The sequence below is a fragment of the Gilliamella bombicola genome (genome assembly GCF_900094945.1).
Lineage (GTDB): Bacteria > Pseudomonadota > Gammaproteobacteria > Enterobacterales > Orbaceae > Gilliamella > Gilliamella bombicola.
This window is the reverse complement of the sequence record NZ_FMAQ01000013.1, coordinates 42,111-59,383: the sequence shown is the minus strand read 5'-3', so window position 1 is coordinate 59,383 and position 17,273 is coordinate 42,111. Positions and strand designations below refer to the sequence as shown.

The 17,273-nt window shown below is 35.6% G+C and carries 14 protein-coding genes and 1 pseudogene; 3 read left to right on the top strand and 12 right to left on the bottom strand.

The window, feature by feature from the left end; translation table 11 throughout:
* From GA0061081_RS11015 to ilvI, 5 genes are all read right to left on the bottom strand, one after another.
* On the bottom strand, positions 1-221 hold a 221-nt coding region (locus tag GA0061081_RS11015; protein WP_141683364.1), incomplete at its 3' end, for a hypothetical protein.
* 469 nt (positions 222-690) lie between these two features.
* Positions 691-3,255, bottom strand: a complete 2,565-nt coding sequence (locus tag GA0061081_RS09375; protein ID WP_091350275.1) for an IgaA/UmoB family intracellular growth attenuator — start codon at positions 3,253-3,255, stop codon at positions 691-693.
* A gap of 114 nt (positions 3,256-3,369) precedes the next feature.
* Positions 3,370-5,553 (bottom strand): IgaA/UmoB family intracellular growth attenuator, encoded by a 2,184-nt coding sequence (locus tag GA0061081_RS09370; RefSeq protein WP_209435400.1) that lies wholly within the window; start codon positions 5,551-5,553, stop codon positions 3,370-3,372.
* A gap of 109 nt (positions 5,554-5,662) precedes the next feature.
* A complete protein-coding gene (ilvN, locus tag GA0061081_RS09365) occupies positions 5,663-6,157 on the bottom strand; it encodes an acetolactate synthase small subunit (RefSeq protein WP_065586122.1) in 495 nt (164 codons plus the stop codon).
* Positions 6,157-7,875 carry an acetolactate synthase 3 large subunit gene (ilvI, locus tag GA0061081_RS09360; RefSeq protein WP_091350268.1) on the bottom strand — a complete coding sequence of 573 codons (1,719 nt, stop codon included), beginning with the start codon at positions 7,873-7,875 and terminating at the stop codon, positions 6,157-6,159. The genes ilvN and ilvI overlap by 1 nt, the downstream gene beginning before the upstream one ends.
* 283 nt (positions 7,876-8,158) lie before the next feature.
* Between ilvI and ygfZ the strand changes: the two genes are divergently transcribed.
* On the top strand, positions 8,159-9,034 hold the full coding sequence (gene ygfZ / locus GA0061081_RS09355) for a tRNA-modifying protein YgfZ (RefSeq protein WP_091350264.1): 876 nt from the start codon (positions 8,159-8,161) through the stop codon (positions 9,032-9,034).
* 69 nt (positions 9,035-9,103) lie between these two features.
* On the opposite strand, the gene GA0061081_RS09350 is transcribed toward ygfZ, so the two are convergent.
* The 5 genes from GA0061081_RS09350 to ppdD form a co-directional block, all read right to left on the bottom strand.
* Positions 9,104-10,261 carry a M20 aminoacylase family protein gene (locus GA0061081_RS09350; protein WP_091350262.1) on the bottom strand — a complete coding sequence of 386 codons (1,158 nt, stop codon included), beginning with the start codon at positions 10,259-10,261 and terminating at the stop codon, positions 9,104-9,106.
* A 214-nt stretch (positions 10,262-10,475) separates the two neighbouring features.
* Positions 10,476-11,225, bottom strand: coding sequence for a prepilin peptidase (locus tag GA0061081_RS09345; protein WP_091350259.1), 750 nt, complete (start codon positions 11,223-11,225; stop codon positions 10,476-10,478).
* The gene (hofC, locus tag GA0061081_RS09340; protein WP_091350256.1) at positions 11,225-12,400 is read right to left on the bottom strand and encodes a protein transport protein HofC; all 1,176 of its coding nucleotides are present in this window, start codon (positions 12,398-12,400) and stop codon (positions 11,225-11,227) included. The genes GA0061081_RS09345 and hofC overlap by 1 nt, the downstream gene beginning before the upstream one ends.
* Positions 12,397-13,506, bottom strand: a complete 1,110-nt coding sequence (locus tag GA0061081_RS09335) for an ATPase, T2SS/T4P/T4SS family (protein WP_091350254.1) — start codon at positions 13,504-13,506, stop codon at positions 12,397-12,399. The genes hofC and GA0061081_RS09335 overlap by 4 nt, the downstream gene beginning before the upstream one ends.
* Positions 13,507-13,545: 39 nt before the next feature.
* A complete protein-coding gene (gene ppdD, locus GA0061081_RS09330) occupies positions 13,546-13,977 on the bottom strand; it encodes a prepilin peptidase-dependent pilin (RefSeq protein ID WP_091350251.1) in 432 nt (143 codons plus the stop codon).
* A 201-nt stretch (positions 13,978-14,178) separates the two neighbouring features.
* On the opposite strand from ppdD, the pseudogene ampD reads away from it, so the two are divergent.
* Positions 14,179-14,727 (top strand): annotated as a pseudogene (ampD, locus tag GA0061081_RS11375) (1,6-anhydro-N-acetylmuramyl-L-alanine amidase AmpD); the annotation flags it as partial.
* Complete coding sequence (locus GA0061081_RS11370) at positions 14,707-15,030, top strand: YqcC family protein (RefSeq protein WP_370737817.1); 324 nt, start codon at positions 14,707-14,709, stop codon at positions 15,028-15,030. The pseudogene ampD and the gene GA0061081_RS11370, both read left to right, overlap by 21 nt.
* A gap of 122 nt (positions 15,031-15,152) precedes the next feature.
* Here the strand turns inward: GA0061081_RS11370 and mltG are convergent, their stop codons facing one another.
* Together mltG and alr are read right to left on the bottom strand one after the other, a co-directional pair.
* Positions 15,153-16,175, bottom strand: coding sequence for an endolytic transglycosylase MltG (gene mltG / locus GA0061081_RS09320; RefSeq protein ID WP_091350244.1), 1,023 nt, complete (start codon positions 16,173-16,175; stop codon positions 15,153-15,155).
* A gap of 7 nt (positions 16,176-16,182) precedes the next feature.
* Positions 16,183-17,268, bottom strand: coding sequence for an alanine racemase (alr, locus tag GA0061081_RS09315; protein WP_091350241.1), 1,086 nt, complete (start codon positions 17,266-17,268; stop codon positions 16,183-16,185).
* Between the last annotated feature and the right edge of the window lie 5 nt (positions 17,269-17,273).

The following is a 17,273-nucleotide window of genomic DNA, read 5'->3' as shown; positions in this document are numbered from 1 at the left end:
AATCTAAATAATTTAAGTAAGTCTGATAATTTAGATAGAAAAGATAAGTGTCTCGGCCTTGGTGATAACACTGCTGATAAACATCGCGACTTCGTTAAATGCAATGATTTTGATAATTTAGGTGATACAAATAAGAACTGAGTCTGATTTAGACTACAGCGAAAATGAAAAAGATTTAGGGCGTAGGTTTGGCAGGCCAGATGCCAGATGCCAGATGCCATGCATGGTAGCGCATTTCGATTATCCTGTCAAGTAATTTTTTGTTTTATTTGAATTTTTTACAACTGACTGCTTAACTGATGAGCTCTCTCTTGTTTTGAAAGCGATTGAATTATAACCGGTTAATTAGGAATGTGCTAGTTTTTGTTAAAAATTTTAAGGTTTTGTTAAGTGTATAAGATTAAGCTTTTGTTGGCCTATTTTTGGGAGGAATAGTTTGGGTCGTGTTTTTTTGAATAAAAAAACACAAAAAACTTCAATAAAATCAATACCTTTCCTAACCACTTTTTAAAGGTAAATTTTTTCTATAATCCAATTACTTATGCACTAAAAACAATAAATAGAATATAAAAGCCCAAAGTTTTACGGCTTTACCAAATAACATTGCTTAAATCATTCCTATACAAATGGTTTAGTTATCGTTCTTCGATAAAGCCTACATTTTTGCTATAAATCAGTTATAAATAGTCATTATGTTATTTTATTTTCATATGATTTAATTATTTTATTTTTTCGCTGCCGATTCGCAATTAATTTATAGCAAATGGTTATGCCATGAAGCAACGCTATTAAAGCAGTGATAATAAAAATAGAGATTCCGATAAATATAGGCGAGGTAAATGACAATAACTGTTCTTGATGGAATCTATATAAAAAATCATCATTAATAGTTAGATCTAAAATTGTGTTATCACTTTGATAATTAACCCCCGTCACTAGTCCTGAAACCTTCACTTTTCCGCCCTTTCCTAGTAACGCATTATAGTATGTTTCTGTCAGGCTTATATCTTCGTCATCGGGATAGCTGATTTTTATCTCTTGTGTATTTGCTAATGCTAAGCCGACACTTTGTGCTGAGTGTTGATAATCAGTTAGAGCTGTGTTTGCTTTTTCTAGGTAGTAAGATAACACACTTCTTTTTAAGTTATTGATTTGTGGTTCTAGGTGTTCAAGCATGCCGGCAACGATAATCTTTTCGTAGTTTGGGTGCTGTTTGCTATATTCAACAAGTTGAGGCCATTGATCGAGTGTGCTGGCGGTTGGTTTAATGGTTTGGAGTAAAATCTGCTTGGCTCGTCTACATTTGTCCTCATCTAACAATTGGCAGCTTTCGTCAACGGTTAGAATTATGCGATCAATATGTAATAGTTTGGTTAATATTACGCCAAATTGGTAATCCTCGTTGTAGTCTGTGTTTTTTCTGTTGTTTAGCTGTTTTTCAAGCTCTGTTACGTCATTATCTCGTGCTGTTTCAATTAATTTATCGCCAAAAAACGCGTATAACAAATCGTTCTCAAATGAGGCATCTTCGGCATTGTTTGCGGTTTGCTCGTTAATAAACACTTTATCGCAATGTTCTAAATACATGTTGCTTTGCGCATTACATGATGCGCCATTGAGTTTTATATTAACCAAGTCGCCCTTTTTGATTGGGCTGTTTTTTAAAGATTCGGCATCTTTAATATTCCAAATACTGACATGGTCATTAAAAGGATAACTAGCCAGTGTCAAATTATCGGTGATATTAACTAATTTAAAGATGCTAATAGATAAAATAAGCGCTGTAACAAATAGTATTAGATTGCGCATTATAAATTTTGGCGGTCCAAATTCTTCTATTTCACGACTGATGGATAATGAATTGCCATAACGAAGCAGTTTTTTGCTATTTGCAACGATATCCATGTCGATATTTTCATTCGTTTTATCAGGCAGAAATGGAGCCCAATAAGCGGGGTATTTTAAAGTTAGATCATCACCAACTATCATTTGGTTTTTTATTTCATTTTTGTGTCGAATTTTCGTTTTTATGTGGTTAACATCTAATGTATAAGATTCAGCTTTACGAAAGTAAAAGAAAGCAGTAGCAGATAAACTAAGCGCGATAAATACAGGTAAAAAACTATCAAAAGAGTACCAGTACTTAGCAAATAACATCGCTGCTACCACTAAAAAAACGGCGGCAAATATGCCATTGTTTTTTTTACTTCGATTCGCCGATTCTAGAGGTGTTTCTTCACGCTGTTCGACTATTTCACAAGTAAACTTGCTTTTTAATTCAGTATCTTTATCAATTTTAATTATGCTGTCATTTGCATCAGTTAGGTTTTGTTCAAGTTCAAGTTCGACTTCTGCTTTTTGACTTTCCCAAGGCTTCGCAAAATGTGGTTTTAGGTTTGGTTGCTTTTGATTTTGTTGTGCTGTTTTTAGGTCATATTGATTGAGTTTGATCACTATTGCATAGTGTTCGGTAAATACGACTTGTACGATGTTGATGTCTTCAACGTATTGTTCCATGTCATAAGGAAAAAAGACAACGGTATCACCAATTCGATAAGTGTAGATAGGATCATTACGCTTATTAGATTGGTTAATAGCAATACAAGAACCAACAATAACTGAAACTGTTGGACTAACTAGTGAAGGTCCATGTTCATAAGGCCCTACCATAGACGGGTCGTTAAGATAAGGTTCAAGTAGTTGGTATTCTTCTTCTCTTATTGTTCGACTTAAGTTAGAGAAAAATGATAAACCATATTTGTTATTTTCATCATTGGAATTATCACTAAAATCAGCTAACGTGTCTAAACCATAGCCGTTAAAACTAACGGCAATCGCATAGCGTGATGTGAAAACGACTTCCACAACATTATAATCTAAAGCAAATAGTTGTAAATGATAAGGAAATAGGACTTCGATACCATCAATTTTGTAATAAAATTCGGTTTCTTTTGAATCGGTATAAAGACTATGGCGAACGCAGTCTCCCTCAATAATAGATACTTCAGAATTCACTAATGAAGATTGCAATTTATAAGGCTTAACCAATTTTTTATTGGTGAGATAAGGGGTTATCAGCTCAAGTTCTTCTGATGTTAATCTTCTTGTTGTTTGGAGATTATTTATACGCTCTTCTAGGTTTCTTCTGTTTTGTCGACGTTCATATTTAAAATCACTCCACTTCGCAAATCCGATTAAGGCACTAAATAACATGATTAGGAGTAAAATGATTTTTAAAGTAAAAATAGTATCCATTGTTTGGCGTTTTCCTTTTTATTTCAGTGTATTTCTATTTTCTTTATGTTTAACAATGTAGAAAACCAATGCGATTACATTTAATTTTCTATATAACAATATGTTATATAATAATTATATTATTCGATTTTTATATATAGCTAAAATTTTATTCTTACGTCGATGATTAGCCAACAATTTGTAACAAATTACAACGCTATTTAAAATCGAGACTAAAGCCGTAATCATAAAAACAGCAAGACTAACAAAAATTGGGGATACGAATGAAAATAGTTCATCTAAATTCGTACTGTAATGAGAGTTTGCCTTAATCTTCAAACCCGATATTGAATTATCATCTCGATAATAAATATCGCTAACTCGTCCAACAATGTCAATGTTCCCCGCTTTTGCAAATAGCACATCATAATAGTATTCTACATTTAATAATGAAACAGGCCCTGATTTGTCATTATTTATATGTTCTAGTTTGCCCATTTCTAAGTAACTATTTTCGGATAAATCAATCCTAAAACTTGATTTATTATGCTGATAATCTGAAACAACACTCTTTAATCTTGTGATTACATCTGCCTTCAATCTTGAGATTGAATTATCAAGCTTAGAAACATTTCTGACGGAAACAATCTCATCATGATTTGGATTAATTTCAGATTCATTAACAAATTTTTCCCAATCAGATAAATCATCTGAAACCTGTATATCAAACAAAGCAGTCAACTCTTTCTTGACGCTTAGACAATCGATTTCAGAAACTTTGCATACTTTATCCACAGTAATTACGATTTTTCCAATATCTATTAGTTTTGTAAATGATTCTTTGATATATCGTTGATATTGAGATGTTATCCTATCAAAGGATTTATACAATTCAATCAATCGGTCTTGATATTGCTGCGCTGCAATAACATCTTGATCAACACGAGTATTTATAAAATTATCTTTAAATAAATTTTTTATTGGTTCAGCTATTGATACTATGTAATTAGTTTCGATATCAATAGGTTGATTATTGATGAATAATGTATGACACCTATTTTCATTTTTCTTTTCATTTACATCGCATGATGCACCACTTATTTTTATATTGACTAAATCACCTTTTTGAATTGGACTATTTTTTAAGGTTGATTCATCCTGTAAATTTCTAGCGGTTATATTGTCGTTGAAAAATTGATAAGCTAACATTGCATTATCAACTAAACTTGTTTGAAAATAGACAACAGCAGATAAAATAGTTCCAGTAATTAAGAGTATTAAATTATGCTTAGCAAATTTTGGTGCTCCAAATTGTTCGATCTCTTGGTTAATGGAAAGTGTATTTTCATAACGAATTAGCTTTCTATCACTCACTGATATGTCCATGTTTGCAGGCAAAGACGACTTGTCAGGAAGAAAAGGCAGCCAATGGTGGGGAATGTTTAAAATATAATCTTCACCAATGATAACTTCTTTTTTAGAAACGTTTTTATTTTTAATTAAGCCCTTAACGCAAATTACGTTGTTTAAATCGTATTTAGATCTAGGCTGATACCAATAAAAGACAATGGAAAGTATCGCACTAAAAATAACTAAAATAAGAATGGTAGAATTATTGGAATACCAATAGATAAGGAAAAACACAGTCATCAAAGTTAAAAAAATAGCTGATAATAGACCGTTACCTTTTTTATTTCTATTTCTTGATTCTAATGGAGTTTCTTCACGTTCCAACAATTTTACAAAATCTATTTTTTTGTCAGGGTTCGGTTTTACGCTCACTACAGTATCATTACTTGTTTGTTCATCTTCTGGCATTTTAGAATCAAAAGATTGCTCATACATCCAAGGTTCATCTAATTCTGAGCATATGATTCCGCCTTGAGATTCTGCGGCAGTTTTTAGATCATAATCATTGATTTTAACTACAAATGCATATTTTTCGGTAAAAACGACTTCTGCAACGTTAAAATCTGAAATATGGAGGTACATGTTATAAGGGAAAAAGAGTTCAATCCCATCAATCTCATAATAAAAAGATGTTTCTTCAGTATTCGTATATAAACTATAACGGACACAATTTCCTTCTATCTTTGATACTTCTAAATCAATTAATGATGATTGATATTTATACGGAAACACTAACCATTTATTATTCAGATAAGGTTCTAAAAGTTCAAATTCGTTTTCTGTTAATTTTCTTATTGATATGCGATCTTTAATGACATCCTTTAAATTTCGATTATTTGTATGTCTTTTTGAGCTATAGTTAATCCAAGAAAATATAGCAAGTCCTATTAAAAAAATCTTAATTAACAAATAAAACTCCATTTCACTATTTTCCTTATATTATTTTTTTATTCTAATATTTTTAATAACATTAAGGCGCACAATGCGCCTTAACTAAAGATGCTAACAATGAATATCACTATTTAACTGTTTTTTCACTACGTGATAAACCAATAATCCCAGAGCGTACAGTTTCGACAATATTACAAGTTTCGCGAATTGAAGCTAAGAATGAGTCTAGCTTTTCACTCGTGCCCGATAATTGTACGATGTAATGAGTTGCAGTCACATCGACAATCGATCCTCTAAAAATATCGGCACAACGTTTTACTTCGTCACGCGCATCAGAACCTTTTGCGGCAACTTTGACTAGCATAATTTCACGCTCTACATGTGGTCCTTCGGTTAAATCATGCACGCGATAAACATTAACTAATTTATGCAACTGTTTTTGGATCTGTTCAAGAACATGCTCATCACCCGTTGTTTGAATCGTCATACGATGCATAGTTGGGTCTTCAGTTTGCGCGGTAGTAATTGTTTCAATATTAAAACCACGTTGTGAAAATAAGCCAATTATTCTTGATAATGCGCCGGGTTCGTTTTCGGTTAAAATTGATAAGATATAACGCATTAGGTTCTCTCCGTTTTACTAAGCCACATTTCGTTCATTGCCCCACCTCGCACTTGCATTGGATACACATGTTCAGTGGCATCGGTCATGACATCAACAAAAACCAACCGGTTTTTAATTGCTAACGCTTGTTTTAATTTTGGTTCAAGTTCTTCACGCTTGGTTATGACCATTCCAACGTGGCCATAGGCTTCTGCAATTTTGGCAAAATCAGGTAAAGATTCCATATAAGAACTGGAATGCCGTCCAGCATAAATCATATCTTGCCACTGCTTAACCATGCCTAAAAAACGATTATTTAAATTTAAAACCAGTACAGGTAGGCCATACTGTAATGCGGTTGATAGCTCTTGAATATTCATTTGAATACTGCCATCACCAGTTACGCAAACAACGGTTTTTTTAGGGAATGCCAATTTAACCCCTAAAGCTGCTGGTAAGCCAAATCCCATGGTGCCAAGTCCACCCGATGTAATAAAGTGACGCGGTTTGTCAAATGGGTAATAAAGTGCCGCAAACATTTGATGCTGTCCAACATCGGTTGCCACAAAGGCATCACCTTTGGTCAATTTGTATAATACTTCAATTGCTTCTTGTGGTTTAATGCTTTCTCCATCATGACGATAAGCCAAACAGTGACGAGCTCGCCAATGTTCGATCTGCTTCCACCAATCAACTAATGCATCCAAATCACGATCTACATTTAGCTCATCGATTTGAGATAACATTGTTTCAACCACCATTTTTGCATCGCCCACAACCGGTATACTTGCCATAATGGTTTTTGATATTGAAGTTGGGTCAATATCAACATGAATAATTTTTGCTTTTGGGCAATATTTTTCAACATTATTTGTTGTTCTATCATCAAACCGTGCACCTATAGCCAAAATGACATCGGCATTATGCATAGCCATATTCGCTTCATAAACACCGTGCATACCAATCATGCCAAGGTTATGTTTGTCTGTACCAGGAAAGGCGCTAATACCCATTAATGTTGAAGCAACTGGTAAATTTAGTTTTTTAGCAAACGTTTTGATTGCATCACTTGCATTGGCGGCAATCACACCACCACCAATAAATAAAACGGGTTTTTTAGCTGCTAAAAAAGTCGTTAACGCTTTTTTAATTTGCCCTTTGTGACCTTGTATCGTTGGGTTGTAAGAGCGCATGGTGACAGATTTTGGATAATGATAGTTATACTTATTGGCAGGATTAACCATATCTTTTGGCAAATCAATCACCACTGGCCCCGGTCTACCTGTCGATGCGATATAAAACGCTTTCTTAATCGTTTCAGGGATGTCTTTACTATCTTTAATTAAAAAGCTGTGTTTCACAATGGGGCGTGAAATTCCAACCATGTCACATTCTTGGAATGCATCGTTACCAATTAAATTACTCGCAACCTGCCCGGATAATATTACTAGTGGTACAGAGTCCATGTATGCCGTTGCAATGCCAGTAATGGTATTTGTAGCTCCAGGACCCGATGTAACTAAGACGACACCAACATCACCCGTTGCTCTTGCATAACCATCAGCCATATGTACCGCAGCTTGTTCATGACGAACTAAAATATGTTCAATGCCACCTAATGTGTGAATGGCATCATATATATCAAGAACACTACCACCGGGATAACCAAATATCTGTTTTACTCCTTGGTCAATCAAAGATTGAATAACCATCTCTGCGCCTGACAGTTTTGCCATGGTTGTTGCCTCCAATGTAACTGATTTGTCATTTTTAGAATCATTTTGCATCAACTTGTAAGTAAAATCAATAAAGTCAATTAGCTAAGTTTATTACAAGTAAAATTGAGCACTCACAATATTAATTTTTAAAATATTGTGAATAATATCCATAATCTATCAATTTTATTTAAATATTGCTGATTGATTTTATTGTTATTTTATTGTTTTTTATATACACTCAGAATCTAAGTATTTCTAGTCATAGCAGTACTAGAATTCTTCATTATTCAAAGGTATAAATATGAGCAATATTTCATCTAAACCAATCTCACTTGCTGACTGGCAATTGGTTAAAGTTACTGGCGACGATAGCCGTGTTTTTCTGCAAGGACAAATAACCAACGACATTAACAGACTTTCGGAACAATCAACACTCTATGCCGCTCATTGCGACAATAAAGGCAGAATGTGGAGTACTTTATTATTATTTCAACGCGGTAACGATATTTACTATATTGAGCGTAAAAGCGTTGTTAAAAAGCAAATTGCTGAACTGGCAAAATACGCTGTTTTTTCTAAAGTGACTATCGAACCAGTCCAAGATTTAAATATGATCGGTTTGGTCGGTGATTCGATTCCCACAGCAATCGCTACAAAATTAAGTGATATAAGCTGTTTAACTGAAAATAATATCACCTATATCAAAGTACCTTTACCGGAAATGCGCGTTATTATGATCACGCCAGAACCAATTCCGGATGATTTAAATCCATGTAGTGACTGGTTAAAACTTGATTTGCAAGCGGGTTATCCTATTATTGATGATAGCAATATGGCAATTTTATTACCGCAAGCCTGTAACTTACAATCTTATGATGCAATTAGCTTTGACAAAGGCTGCTATTGTGGTCAAGAAATGGTCGCTAGAGCGCAGTTTCGTGGTGCTAACACTCGTGGAATGTATGTAATAAAAGGCACCAGTGATATTCTTCCTAAAATTGGCAATACGCTTGAATATAAACTTGCTGGTGGTTGGCGAGAAGGTGGACTGGTATTAGCCGTAGCCAAACTTGATGACAAAGACGGCATTTGTGTTCAAGTCGTTCTTAATAATGGTATTGATTTAAATACACCATTTAGAGTTTTTGGAAATGATAACAGCCGAATGACGTTTTAATTCTTTTTGATCAATAAGCTGGAATAACATCACGTTTATTCCAGCTGTCTTTGTGCCTATCGTTTTATCTTAGTTCGCAAGTTCTTGGTTAACAATTTCAATAAAATAGCTTACACCAGTTGTTAACACTTCATCATTGAAATTAAAGGCTGGGTTATGTAAGTTAGCACCTTTACCAGCACCTAGCCAAACATATACTCCTGGTATTTTTTGCAACATAAAAGCAAAATCTTCTGAGCCCATTGAAGGAAGAGGATCAATAATTACGTTATCTTTCCCAACGATTTTTTTAGCCGCAGTGATAGCAATATCGGCTTGTTTGGCGTAATTAATTGTCGCTGGGTAACGGCGTTGATAATCCACTTCAGCCTTAGCTTCAAAAGTTGTTGCAATACCTGTTGCTATTTGCTTAATGCGACTTTCAGCCATATCTTGCACTTGGGCACTAAATGTCCGAACCGTGCCACGAATCACTGCTTCTTGTGGTAACACATTCCAGGTATCACCACTATGGATTTGCGTTACGCTAACAACCAACGAACTTAAAGGATCAGCATTACGACTCACAATACTTTGTAAACCATTGACGATTTGTGTAGCCGTTACGATGGTATCTTTGCCAAGATGAGGAGCAGCAGCATGCGCACCCACACCTGTTATTTTGATTTCAAATACATCATACGATGCCATCATGGGACCATGATTGATATAAAAGTGATTTAACTCCATATTAGGTTGATTATGAATGCCATACACCGCTTCAATCGGGAATTGTTCAAATAAACCGTTTTCAACCATAACGCGTGCCCCGCCCTCGTTTTCTTCGGCAGGTTGAAAAATAACTACAACGGTACCAGCAAAATCACGGTGTTCACTCAAATACTTAGCCGTGCCGAGCAACATAGCAGTATGCCCGTCATGACCACATGCATGCATTTTGCCATGCGTGGTTGAGCAATAATCGATAGTATTTTCTTCAATAATATCTAATGCATCAATATCAGCCCTAAGCGCAATCCATCGCCCTTCTTGATTACCTTTAATAATGCCAACAACGCCCGTTGGTGCAAAATCAGTATATAACTCGGTAATGCCAAATGATTGCAGTTTTTCGATGATAAATTTGGTGGTGTTGACTTCTTCGAAAGCAGTTTCAGGATGAGCATGAATATGATGGCGCCATGCGATCATTTCGCTTTTCAGTTGGTTAATAGTATTTGATATCATGAATGATTCCTTAATTAGTGACTAACTTACAGCATAACACGCCGATTTAGCTAGCACTATAACGCGATTTTCACTTTTATAAAAATAACTATTTTTACTATGGATAGCAATTTTGGTTATATGTTGAATATATTAAACAGAATAATTACTTTATGCACTTTTAACACATTATTGATTAAATAATTTATTAAAATTAAATGGTTCCTAAAAATTTTTAACAATAATAGTAAAGCACATAACCAGAAATTAATAAAAAAGGCCCAAATGCAATACCTTTTAAGGTGTTTTTATTAAGGATATAGCGCAAAAAAAGATAATACACTATCCCCAGTAATGAGGAAAAAAATAATAACATAGGTAGCTTAGTATAAGGCACCCAACAGCCTAATGCCGCTAGTAATTTAATGTCCCCCCCACCTAAGCCCTGTTTTTTAGATACTAAATAAAAGAAAGTGGCTGGAAATTTTAATAATAGATATCCCCAAAAGATACCTAATAGCGCATCGGTTAAGGTGATGTTAGTCATGTTAAAATAAGCAAGTATTAAACCAAACCACATCAACGGTTGCGTAAACAGATCAGGTAATAAATAGTATTTAAAATCAATGAACGCCAACAGTAAAAAATAGCAGCCAAGAAGCATTAAAATACAACTTTGAAAATTAATACCTTTATCAAAATCAATAATCGCAAATAATGCTGCGACAAATAATTCAACAATAAGATAACGACATGAAATCTTGGCTTTGCAATAATGACAGCGCCCTTTTAGTATTAGCCAAGCAACAACTGGCACCAATTGCCAAGCATTAAGTCGATGATGACAATGTGGGCAAGCAGATCGGTACACACTAATGCGGTATAAATATTGGCAAGTCGTCAGTGTTGGCAAATAGCGACAATAAGCGACATGCACAAAGCTACCCATGCAAAGCCCCAAACAGATGATCATAAACATTAGCATTAGTGAATCACCTCGCCCATTTGAAAAATAGGTAAATACATCGCCACAATTAAACTACCAATAATCAAGGCTAATACAAGCATTAATAATGGCTCAAACGCTTGTGATAGATTATCAGTTAAAGTCTGATTTTGTTCTTGATAATAGAACGCTAGCTTATCAAGCATTAAATCTAACGTACCTGACTCTTCTCCCACAAAAATGAGTTGAACGCATAAGTGGGGAAAGTGTACTTGCCGATGCAATACATGGCTAAATGAATACCCTTGTTCAATGCCTGTAATGACTTGTGAAAGACTATCACGATAAAGACCATAATAAGTGGTATTAGCCGCTGCAGCTAAACCGGCTAATAATGGTATGCCTGCTTTTTGGGTGATAGCAATGGTTTGGAAAATTTGGGCTAAGCAACTGGTTTTAATCACCTGACCGATAAAGGGAAATTTAATTACCATCGTCTCTATTTTATGGCGATAACGCACTTTTAAATAGCGTTGATAACATAAATAACTGATAAAAAAGACTACGCACCAAATTAACCAACTTTGTTGTAAATAGGTGGAAAAATCGATAATCGCTTGTGTAAAAGCGGGCAACTCGGCATCGAAATCTTGATAAATATCCGAAAATTTTGGTAAAACAAATAATAACATTACTAAACTTACAATTACCGCAACTAATAATAAAAATAGTGGGTAACGCATTGCCTTTTTGAGTTTTTTTTGTAATTTTATTGATTTTTCAAGTAATAACGCCAACTGCTCAAAGCTTTCATCAAGCTGCCCTGTGAGTTCACCGGTTGCAATAATTTCGCAATACAGTGCAGAAAACACCTCGTGATGTTGCTGTAATACTTGCGATAAAAATTCGCCTTTAGCTACTTGTTGCTGAATATCAAGGAGCAGATATTGCCAGTGTGGTTTGGTTTGTTCTTGGGCGAGCAACTGTAATGTATCAATGATGGATAACCCCGCCTTTAACATAGTCGCTAATTGTTTGGTAATGATCAGCAGATCAGCACGATTAAAACTGCGTGCGGTAATAACATTACCTGCTTTGATCTTAATAGCGATTTTACCTTGTAACAATAACTGACGTTTAACAGCTTGTGGTGATTTAGCGATGATTTTGTGTTGATTAAAATCTATATCATACCAATAATAGAGCCGATTCATACCGTATCACCCAATACGCGATTTAACTCAGCTAGTGTTGTAATGCCCTGTTTAACTAATATTTGCCCAGCCATTTTTAGCGAAGTCATATTTGAAGGAAAAATAGTTTGATTCGCTAATATCTGCTGTTGAATATTGGGGGTGATAACTAAAAGTTCGTATAGTCCAATTCGTCCTTTATAACCGCCAATACAATTAGGACAACCTGTGGCCAAATAATGTGGCTCGAGTTCATTTCCCAACCTAACCAAATCACTTGCCACTACTTTGCAATGTGGACATAGTTTCCTAACTAGCCGTTGGGCAACAACTAATTGTAGACTTGATGCCAACAAATAATTTTCAATGCCCATCTGTTTTAAGCGGGTTATTGCCTCGACACTTGAATTAGTATGCAAGGTTGAGAGAACTAAATGCCCTGTTTGCGCAGCTTGAATAGCAATTTCGGCAGTTTCACGATCGCGAATTTCACCAATCATCATTACATCAGGATCTTGCCGTAGTAAGGCCCGTAAGACCATAGCAAATGTTAACCCAGCTTTAAGATTAATAGCAGTTTGGTTAATGCCCTCAAGAGGAATTTCAATAGGGTCTTCAACACTGCAAATATTACGTTCGGTTTTATTTAACCATTTTAATCCACTATATAATGTGACTGTTTTACCACTACCAGTTGGTCCAGTAACTAAAATCAATCCTTGGGGATAATCTAGAATTTGTTTGAACGTTAATAGATCAGCATCAGTTAAGCCCAAGTCATTGATTGTTAATTCAGATTCATGATTATCCATTACTCTTAAGACAATCTTTTCACCATGCATAACCGGTAAAGAGGCTATACGCATTGTGTAACGGTCAATCACAAGTTGACCATCTTGGGGCAATCGATGCTCAGCGATATTTAACTTAGACATGATTTTTAGCCTTGCTGTTATCTGTTTAGCCAATGAAAGCTGTGGTGATAACATATCATGTAAAACACCATCAATGCGCATGCGAATACGATAGCTATGTTGGTAAGGCTCAAAATGAATATCCGAAGCGCGCTTTTCTAATGCTTCAAGCAACAATTTGTCGATACTTTCAATTAGTTGTTCTTCTTGCATAAAGGCGCTTCCTTATTTATTAATCGTCAAATACGAACATTAAAATTTAAAGATCTCTTCACAAGCGCTAGTTAAACTGGCATCGACTGGCGATGTGGTGCAAGCGCGAGTCCAATCTAAATTACCATGCGTGGCATTAATGGTTGGTGTCAGTGTGGTGGTTAACCCCGCTAAGGCACTAGTTCCAACCAAGGTAATAACGCCATTATTGACCGTTATTGAAGTTACATAGTTAGACGTTCGGCTTGCCGGTACACCATTATTACCATTACTACAATTGGTTAAACTGCCTTGCTCTACAGCACAAATTTCGACAGCCGTTTTATAAGATGTCATGGTTTGCAGCATATCAGTCAACGCCGCTTTTTTTACATATCCTTGATATGCAGGTACACCAATAGCCGTTAAGATGGCAATGACAATAATGGCAATCATAAGTTCAAACAACGTAAATCCCGATTGATTAGACATAAATACCTCGATTTTTCAGTCAATGATTTAATAGAAGAGCCTTTATAGCAAAACAAAAAAATGGAATAATAGCGAAGTAGTAAGTTTGGAAAGAAAAATCCATTACGCAATTTGTTATTACGTTGTATGCTCAATTTTCGCGAAGCAGATCGCAAAACAAACAAATCCATACATCGGTTTATTAGATAAGTTGGAGTCAATATGTCCCTAAAAATTGTTAACGGTTGGTTACAAGATATAAAACACGTCGTTTCACCTTTTTATAATGAACGACCAGCCAATAAACCGATATCATTACTTGTTATCCATAATATCAGCCTACCGCCCAATCAATATGGGGGGCCTTATGTTGAACAATTATTTACAGGTCAGCTCGATCCTAATAAGCATCCCTACTTTGCTTCAATTTATCAACTTGAAGTCTCAAGCCATCTGTTTATTCGGCGAGATGGCGAAATCACTCAATTTGTGCCATTTGATAAACGCGCTTGGCATGCAGGGAAATCCGTATTTGCAGGGCAAGAGAATTGTAACGATTTTTCAATCGGTATTGAAATAGAAGGATGCGATAGCGACAGTTTTACTGAACAACAATATCAGCAATTAGCGAACGTGACGCTATTATTACAACAAACTTATAGGATCGAAAACATAGCTGGCCACAGCGATATTGCCCCAGATCGTAAAACAGACCCTGGTCCCTGTTTTGATTGGCACTACTATCGAAGTTTGTTAGCGCAAAAATCACAAGAACAAAAGCTACTCAATCAAATCGAGCAAATTATTGCAGAGTTACAAAAAATCGATTTATGGCAAATCACACCACCAAAACCTGATGCATTTTTAAGCCAAGAGCCCTTTGCGCTTGACACCATGCAAGCACACGAATGGTTACAATGGATTTTTATTCCACGAATACAAGCCATGATTGACGCTAAAGTAAACTTGCCAAAATTTGCTTTGCACCCATATTTTGAAGAAGCGTTAAAAGAGCAAGAACAAGATGTTAATCGCCTGCTCAATCTTATTAAACAGCTTGATGAATTATCATAAATTAACAAGATAAAATGTACCGCATTAATATACGGTACATTAGTGTGTAATAATGGTTAAAACCGAAAAAATCGAATAAAAATCGGTTAGAAAACGTATTGATTTTATTGATTTTTTTAAATCTAATTTCCACCATTCGATAACTGTCGATATACATTAACCGCTTGCTGATGGTTGCTATAAGTGGTTGAAAAGGTATGCCCACCTGTTCCATTCGCAACAAAAAACAGATAATTGGTTTTAGCTGGGTGCGCGGCTGCTTCTAATGAAGCAAGGCTTGGCATTGCAATGGGTGTTGGCGGTAGTCCCTCAATGACATAGGTATTATAAGGATTTTGGGTATCGGTTAAATCAACCCGCCTAATGGTACCTTTATAGTTATCACCTAAACCATAAATAATGGTTGGGTCAGTTTGTAACTTCATTTTGCTTTTTAGGCGATTAACAAATACCGAAGCCACATTTGCCCGTTCAGAGCTGATGCCGGTTTCTTTTTCAATGATCGATGCAATAATAAGTAGCTCATAAGGTGATTGGTAAGGAAGATTGCTATCGCGGTTATCCCAGATTTTTTGCAAGTTACTTTTCATGATCATATGCGCACGTTTTAAGATATTAATATCTAATGTATCAGCCGTATACTGGTAAGTATCCGGTGATAACCAGCCTTCAATCGATCCTTCAATGCCTAATAATTTAGCAATTTCGTCCTCTGTTTTGCCTGCTAGGGTTTGTTGAATATACGGGGTGGTTTGAATAACATTTAACCAATCTTTAGCGCGTTTACCTTCAACAAATTGGATCGAAAAATTGCTCTCTTTGCCTGATACCAACAATTGCAAAAATTCTTCGACTGTCATATGTGGATGCAATTGATAAGTTCCTGCTTTAATGGATCTTAACGATGGGTTTAATTTGCATAAATAAGGTAGCAAATATGCGCTTTCGAGTAATTTACTTTCTTTAACTTGCTCAACTAACTGATGCATAGATGTGCCTTTTTTCAAAACAAACATTTGATTTTCGGCAGTGACTTGCATTTGCTTTGTAGAAAACTGCTGTAAAAAATAATAACCAATGCTAATTGAACCACCCGCAATTAAGATCAGGGTGAATAGAGTGTATAAAAATATCTTTTTAATCATAACTTATTTATCTAATATAATGAATTTTTGCGCGTGAAGTTAAGCGCGTTATTAATTCGTAAGCACTAATACCGGTGTGCTTAGCGATTTCTTCAACGGGGAGATCTGGTCCCCAAAATATGACTTCGTCACCAGGTTTTTCAAGGCTGTCGATGCCCAAATCAACCACAATCATATCCATTGAAACTCGACCAACAATAGGCACTTTACGACCATTAATCAAAACAGGGGTATTTTGTGGAATACTACGTGGATAGCCATCACCATAGCCCATCGCAACTACGCCGAGTTGAGTATCTTGTTCACAACACCAAGTCTGACCATAGCCAACCGATTCGCCTTGTTTGTGCTTTCGTACTGCGATTAATTCTGATTTAAATGTCATCGCTGGTTTTAAATCGGCAATTGGTGCATCAAAGGGCGAAACACCATACAAAGCAATGCCTGGACGCACAACATCACGCTGAGCCATTGGCCAAGCCAAAGTGCCACCCGATGCGGCAATCGAACATTTACCTATTAGTGATTTATCGTCAATTGAAGCAATAAACTGATCAAAGCATTCAATTTGCTTTAACGTTTGCTTTGAAGTGAGATCGTCAGCCGAACTAAAATGACTCATAATATTAATCGGTTTACAAACGACAGAACAGTTAGCTAAACGATAAAACTCTTCTTTAGCTTCATCAAGACAAAAACCTAACCTATGCATACCAGTATCGATTTTAAACCATGTAATAATTTGCTTTTCAAGCGGTGATGATTGCAGCACATCGATTTGCCATTTGCTATGAATAGCTGGTTGAACATTAAAATTAATCAAATCCCACATATCATCATGCGGAAAAAATCCTTCCAAAGCCACAATAGGCGTATTAATACCTGTGTTTCGCAATTGTATTGCCTCGGCAAGCCGCGAAACGCCAAAATAATCTACCTTATCGGCTAATAGCTGCGCAATTTCCTCAATACCATGGGAATAAGCATTGGCTTTAATAACCGCAACTAGCTGACTATTGGGTGCTATTTTTTTTAGATATTCAACATTATGAATAACGGATTGACGACTGACTTCAATAACGGCGATAGACATCTTAT

Bases quoted from the DNA above. Each gene is read 5' to 3' on its own strand.
- mltG (WP_091350244.1), bottom strand. From the start codon at position 16,175: ATGATTAAAAAGATATTTTTATACACTCTATTCACCCTGATCTTAATT.
- ygfZ (WP_091350264.1), top strand. From the start codon at position 8,159: ATGAGCAATATTTCATCTAAACCAATCTCACTTGCTGACTGGCAATTG.
- GA0061081_RS09345 (WP_091350259.1), bottom strand. From the start codon at position 11,225: ATGCTAATGTTTATGATCATCTGTTTGGGGCTTTGCATGGGTAGCTTT.
- GA0061081_RS09350 (WP_091350262.1), bottom strand. From the start codon at position 10,261: ATGATATCAAATACTATTAACCAACTGAAAAGCGAAATGATCGCATGG.
- ilvI (WP_091350268.1), bottom strand. From the start codon at position 7,875: ATGGCAAAACTGTCAGGCGCAGAGATGGTTATTCAATCTTTGATTGAC.
- alr (WP_091350241.1), bottom strand. From the start codon at position 17,268: ATGTCTATCGCCGTTATTGAAGTCAGTCGTCAATCCGTTATTCATAAT.
- ppdD (WP_091350251.1), bottom strand. From the start codon at position 13,977: ATGTCTAATCAATCGGGATTTACGTTGTTTGAACTTATGATTGCCATT.
- GA0061081_RS09335 (WP_091350254.1), bottom strand. From the start codon at position 13,506: ATGCAAGAAGAACAACTAATTGAAAGTATCGACAAATTGTTGCTTGAA.
- GA0061081_RS09375 (WP_091350275.1), bottom strand. From the start codon at position 3,255: ATGGATACTATTTTTACTTTAAAAATCATTTTACTCCTAATCATGTTA.
- ilvN (WP_065586122.1), bottom strand. From the start codon at position 6,157: ATGCGTTATATCTTATCAATTTTAACCGAAAACGAACCCGGCGCATTA.
- hofC (WP_091350256.1), bottom strand. From the start codon at position 12,400: ATGAATCGGCTCTATTATTGGTATGATATAGATTTTAATCAACACAAA.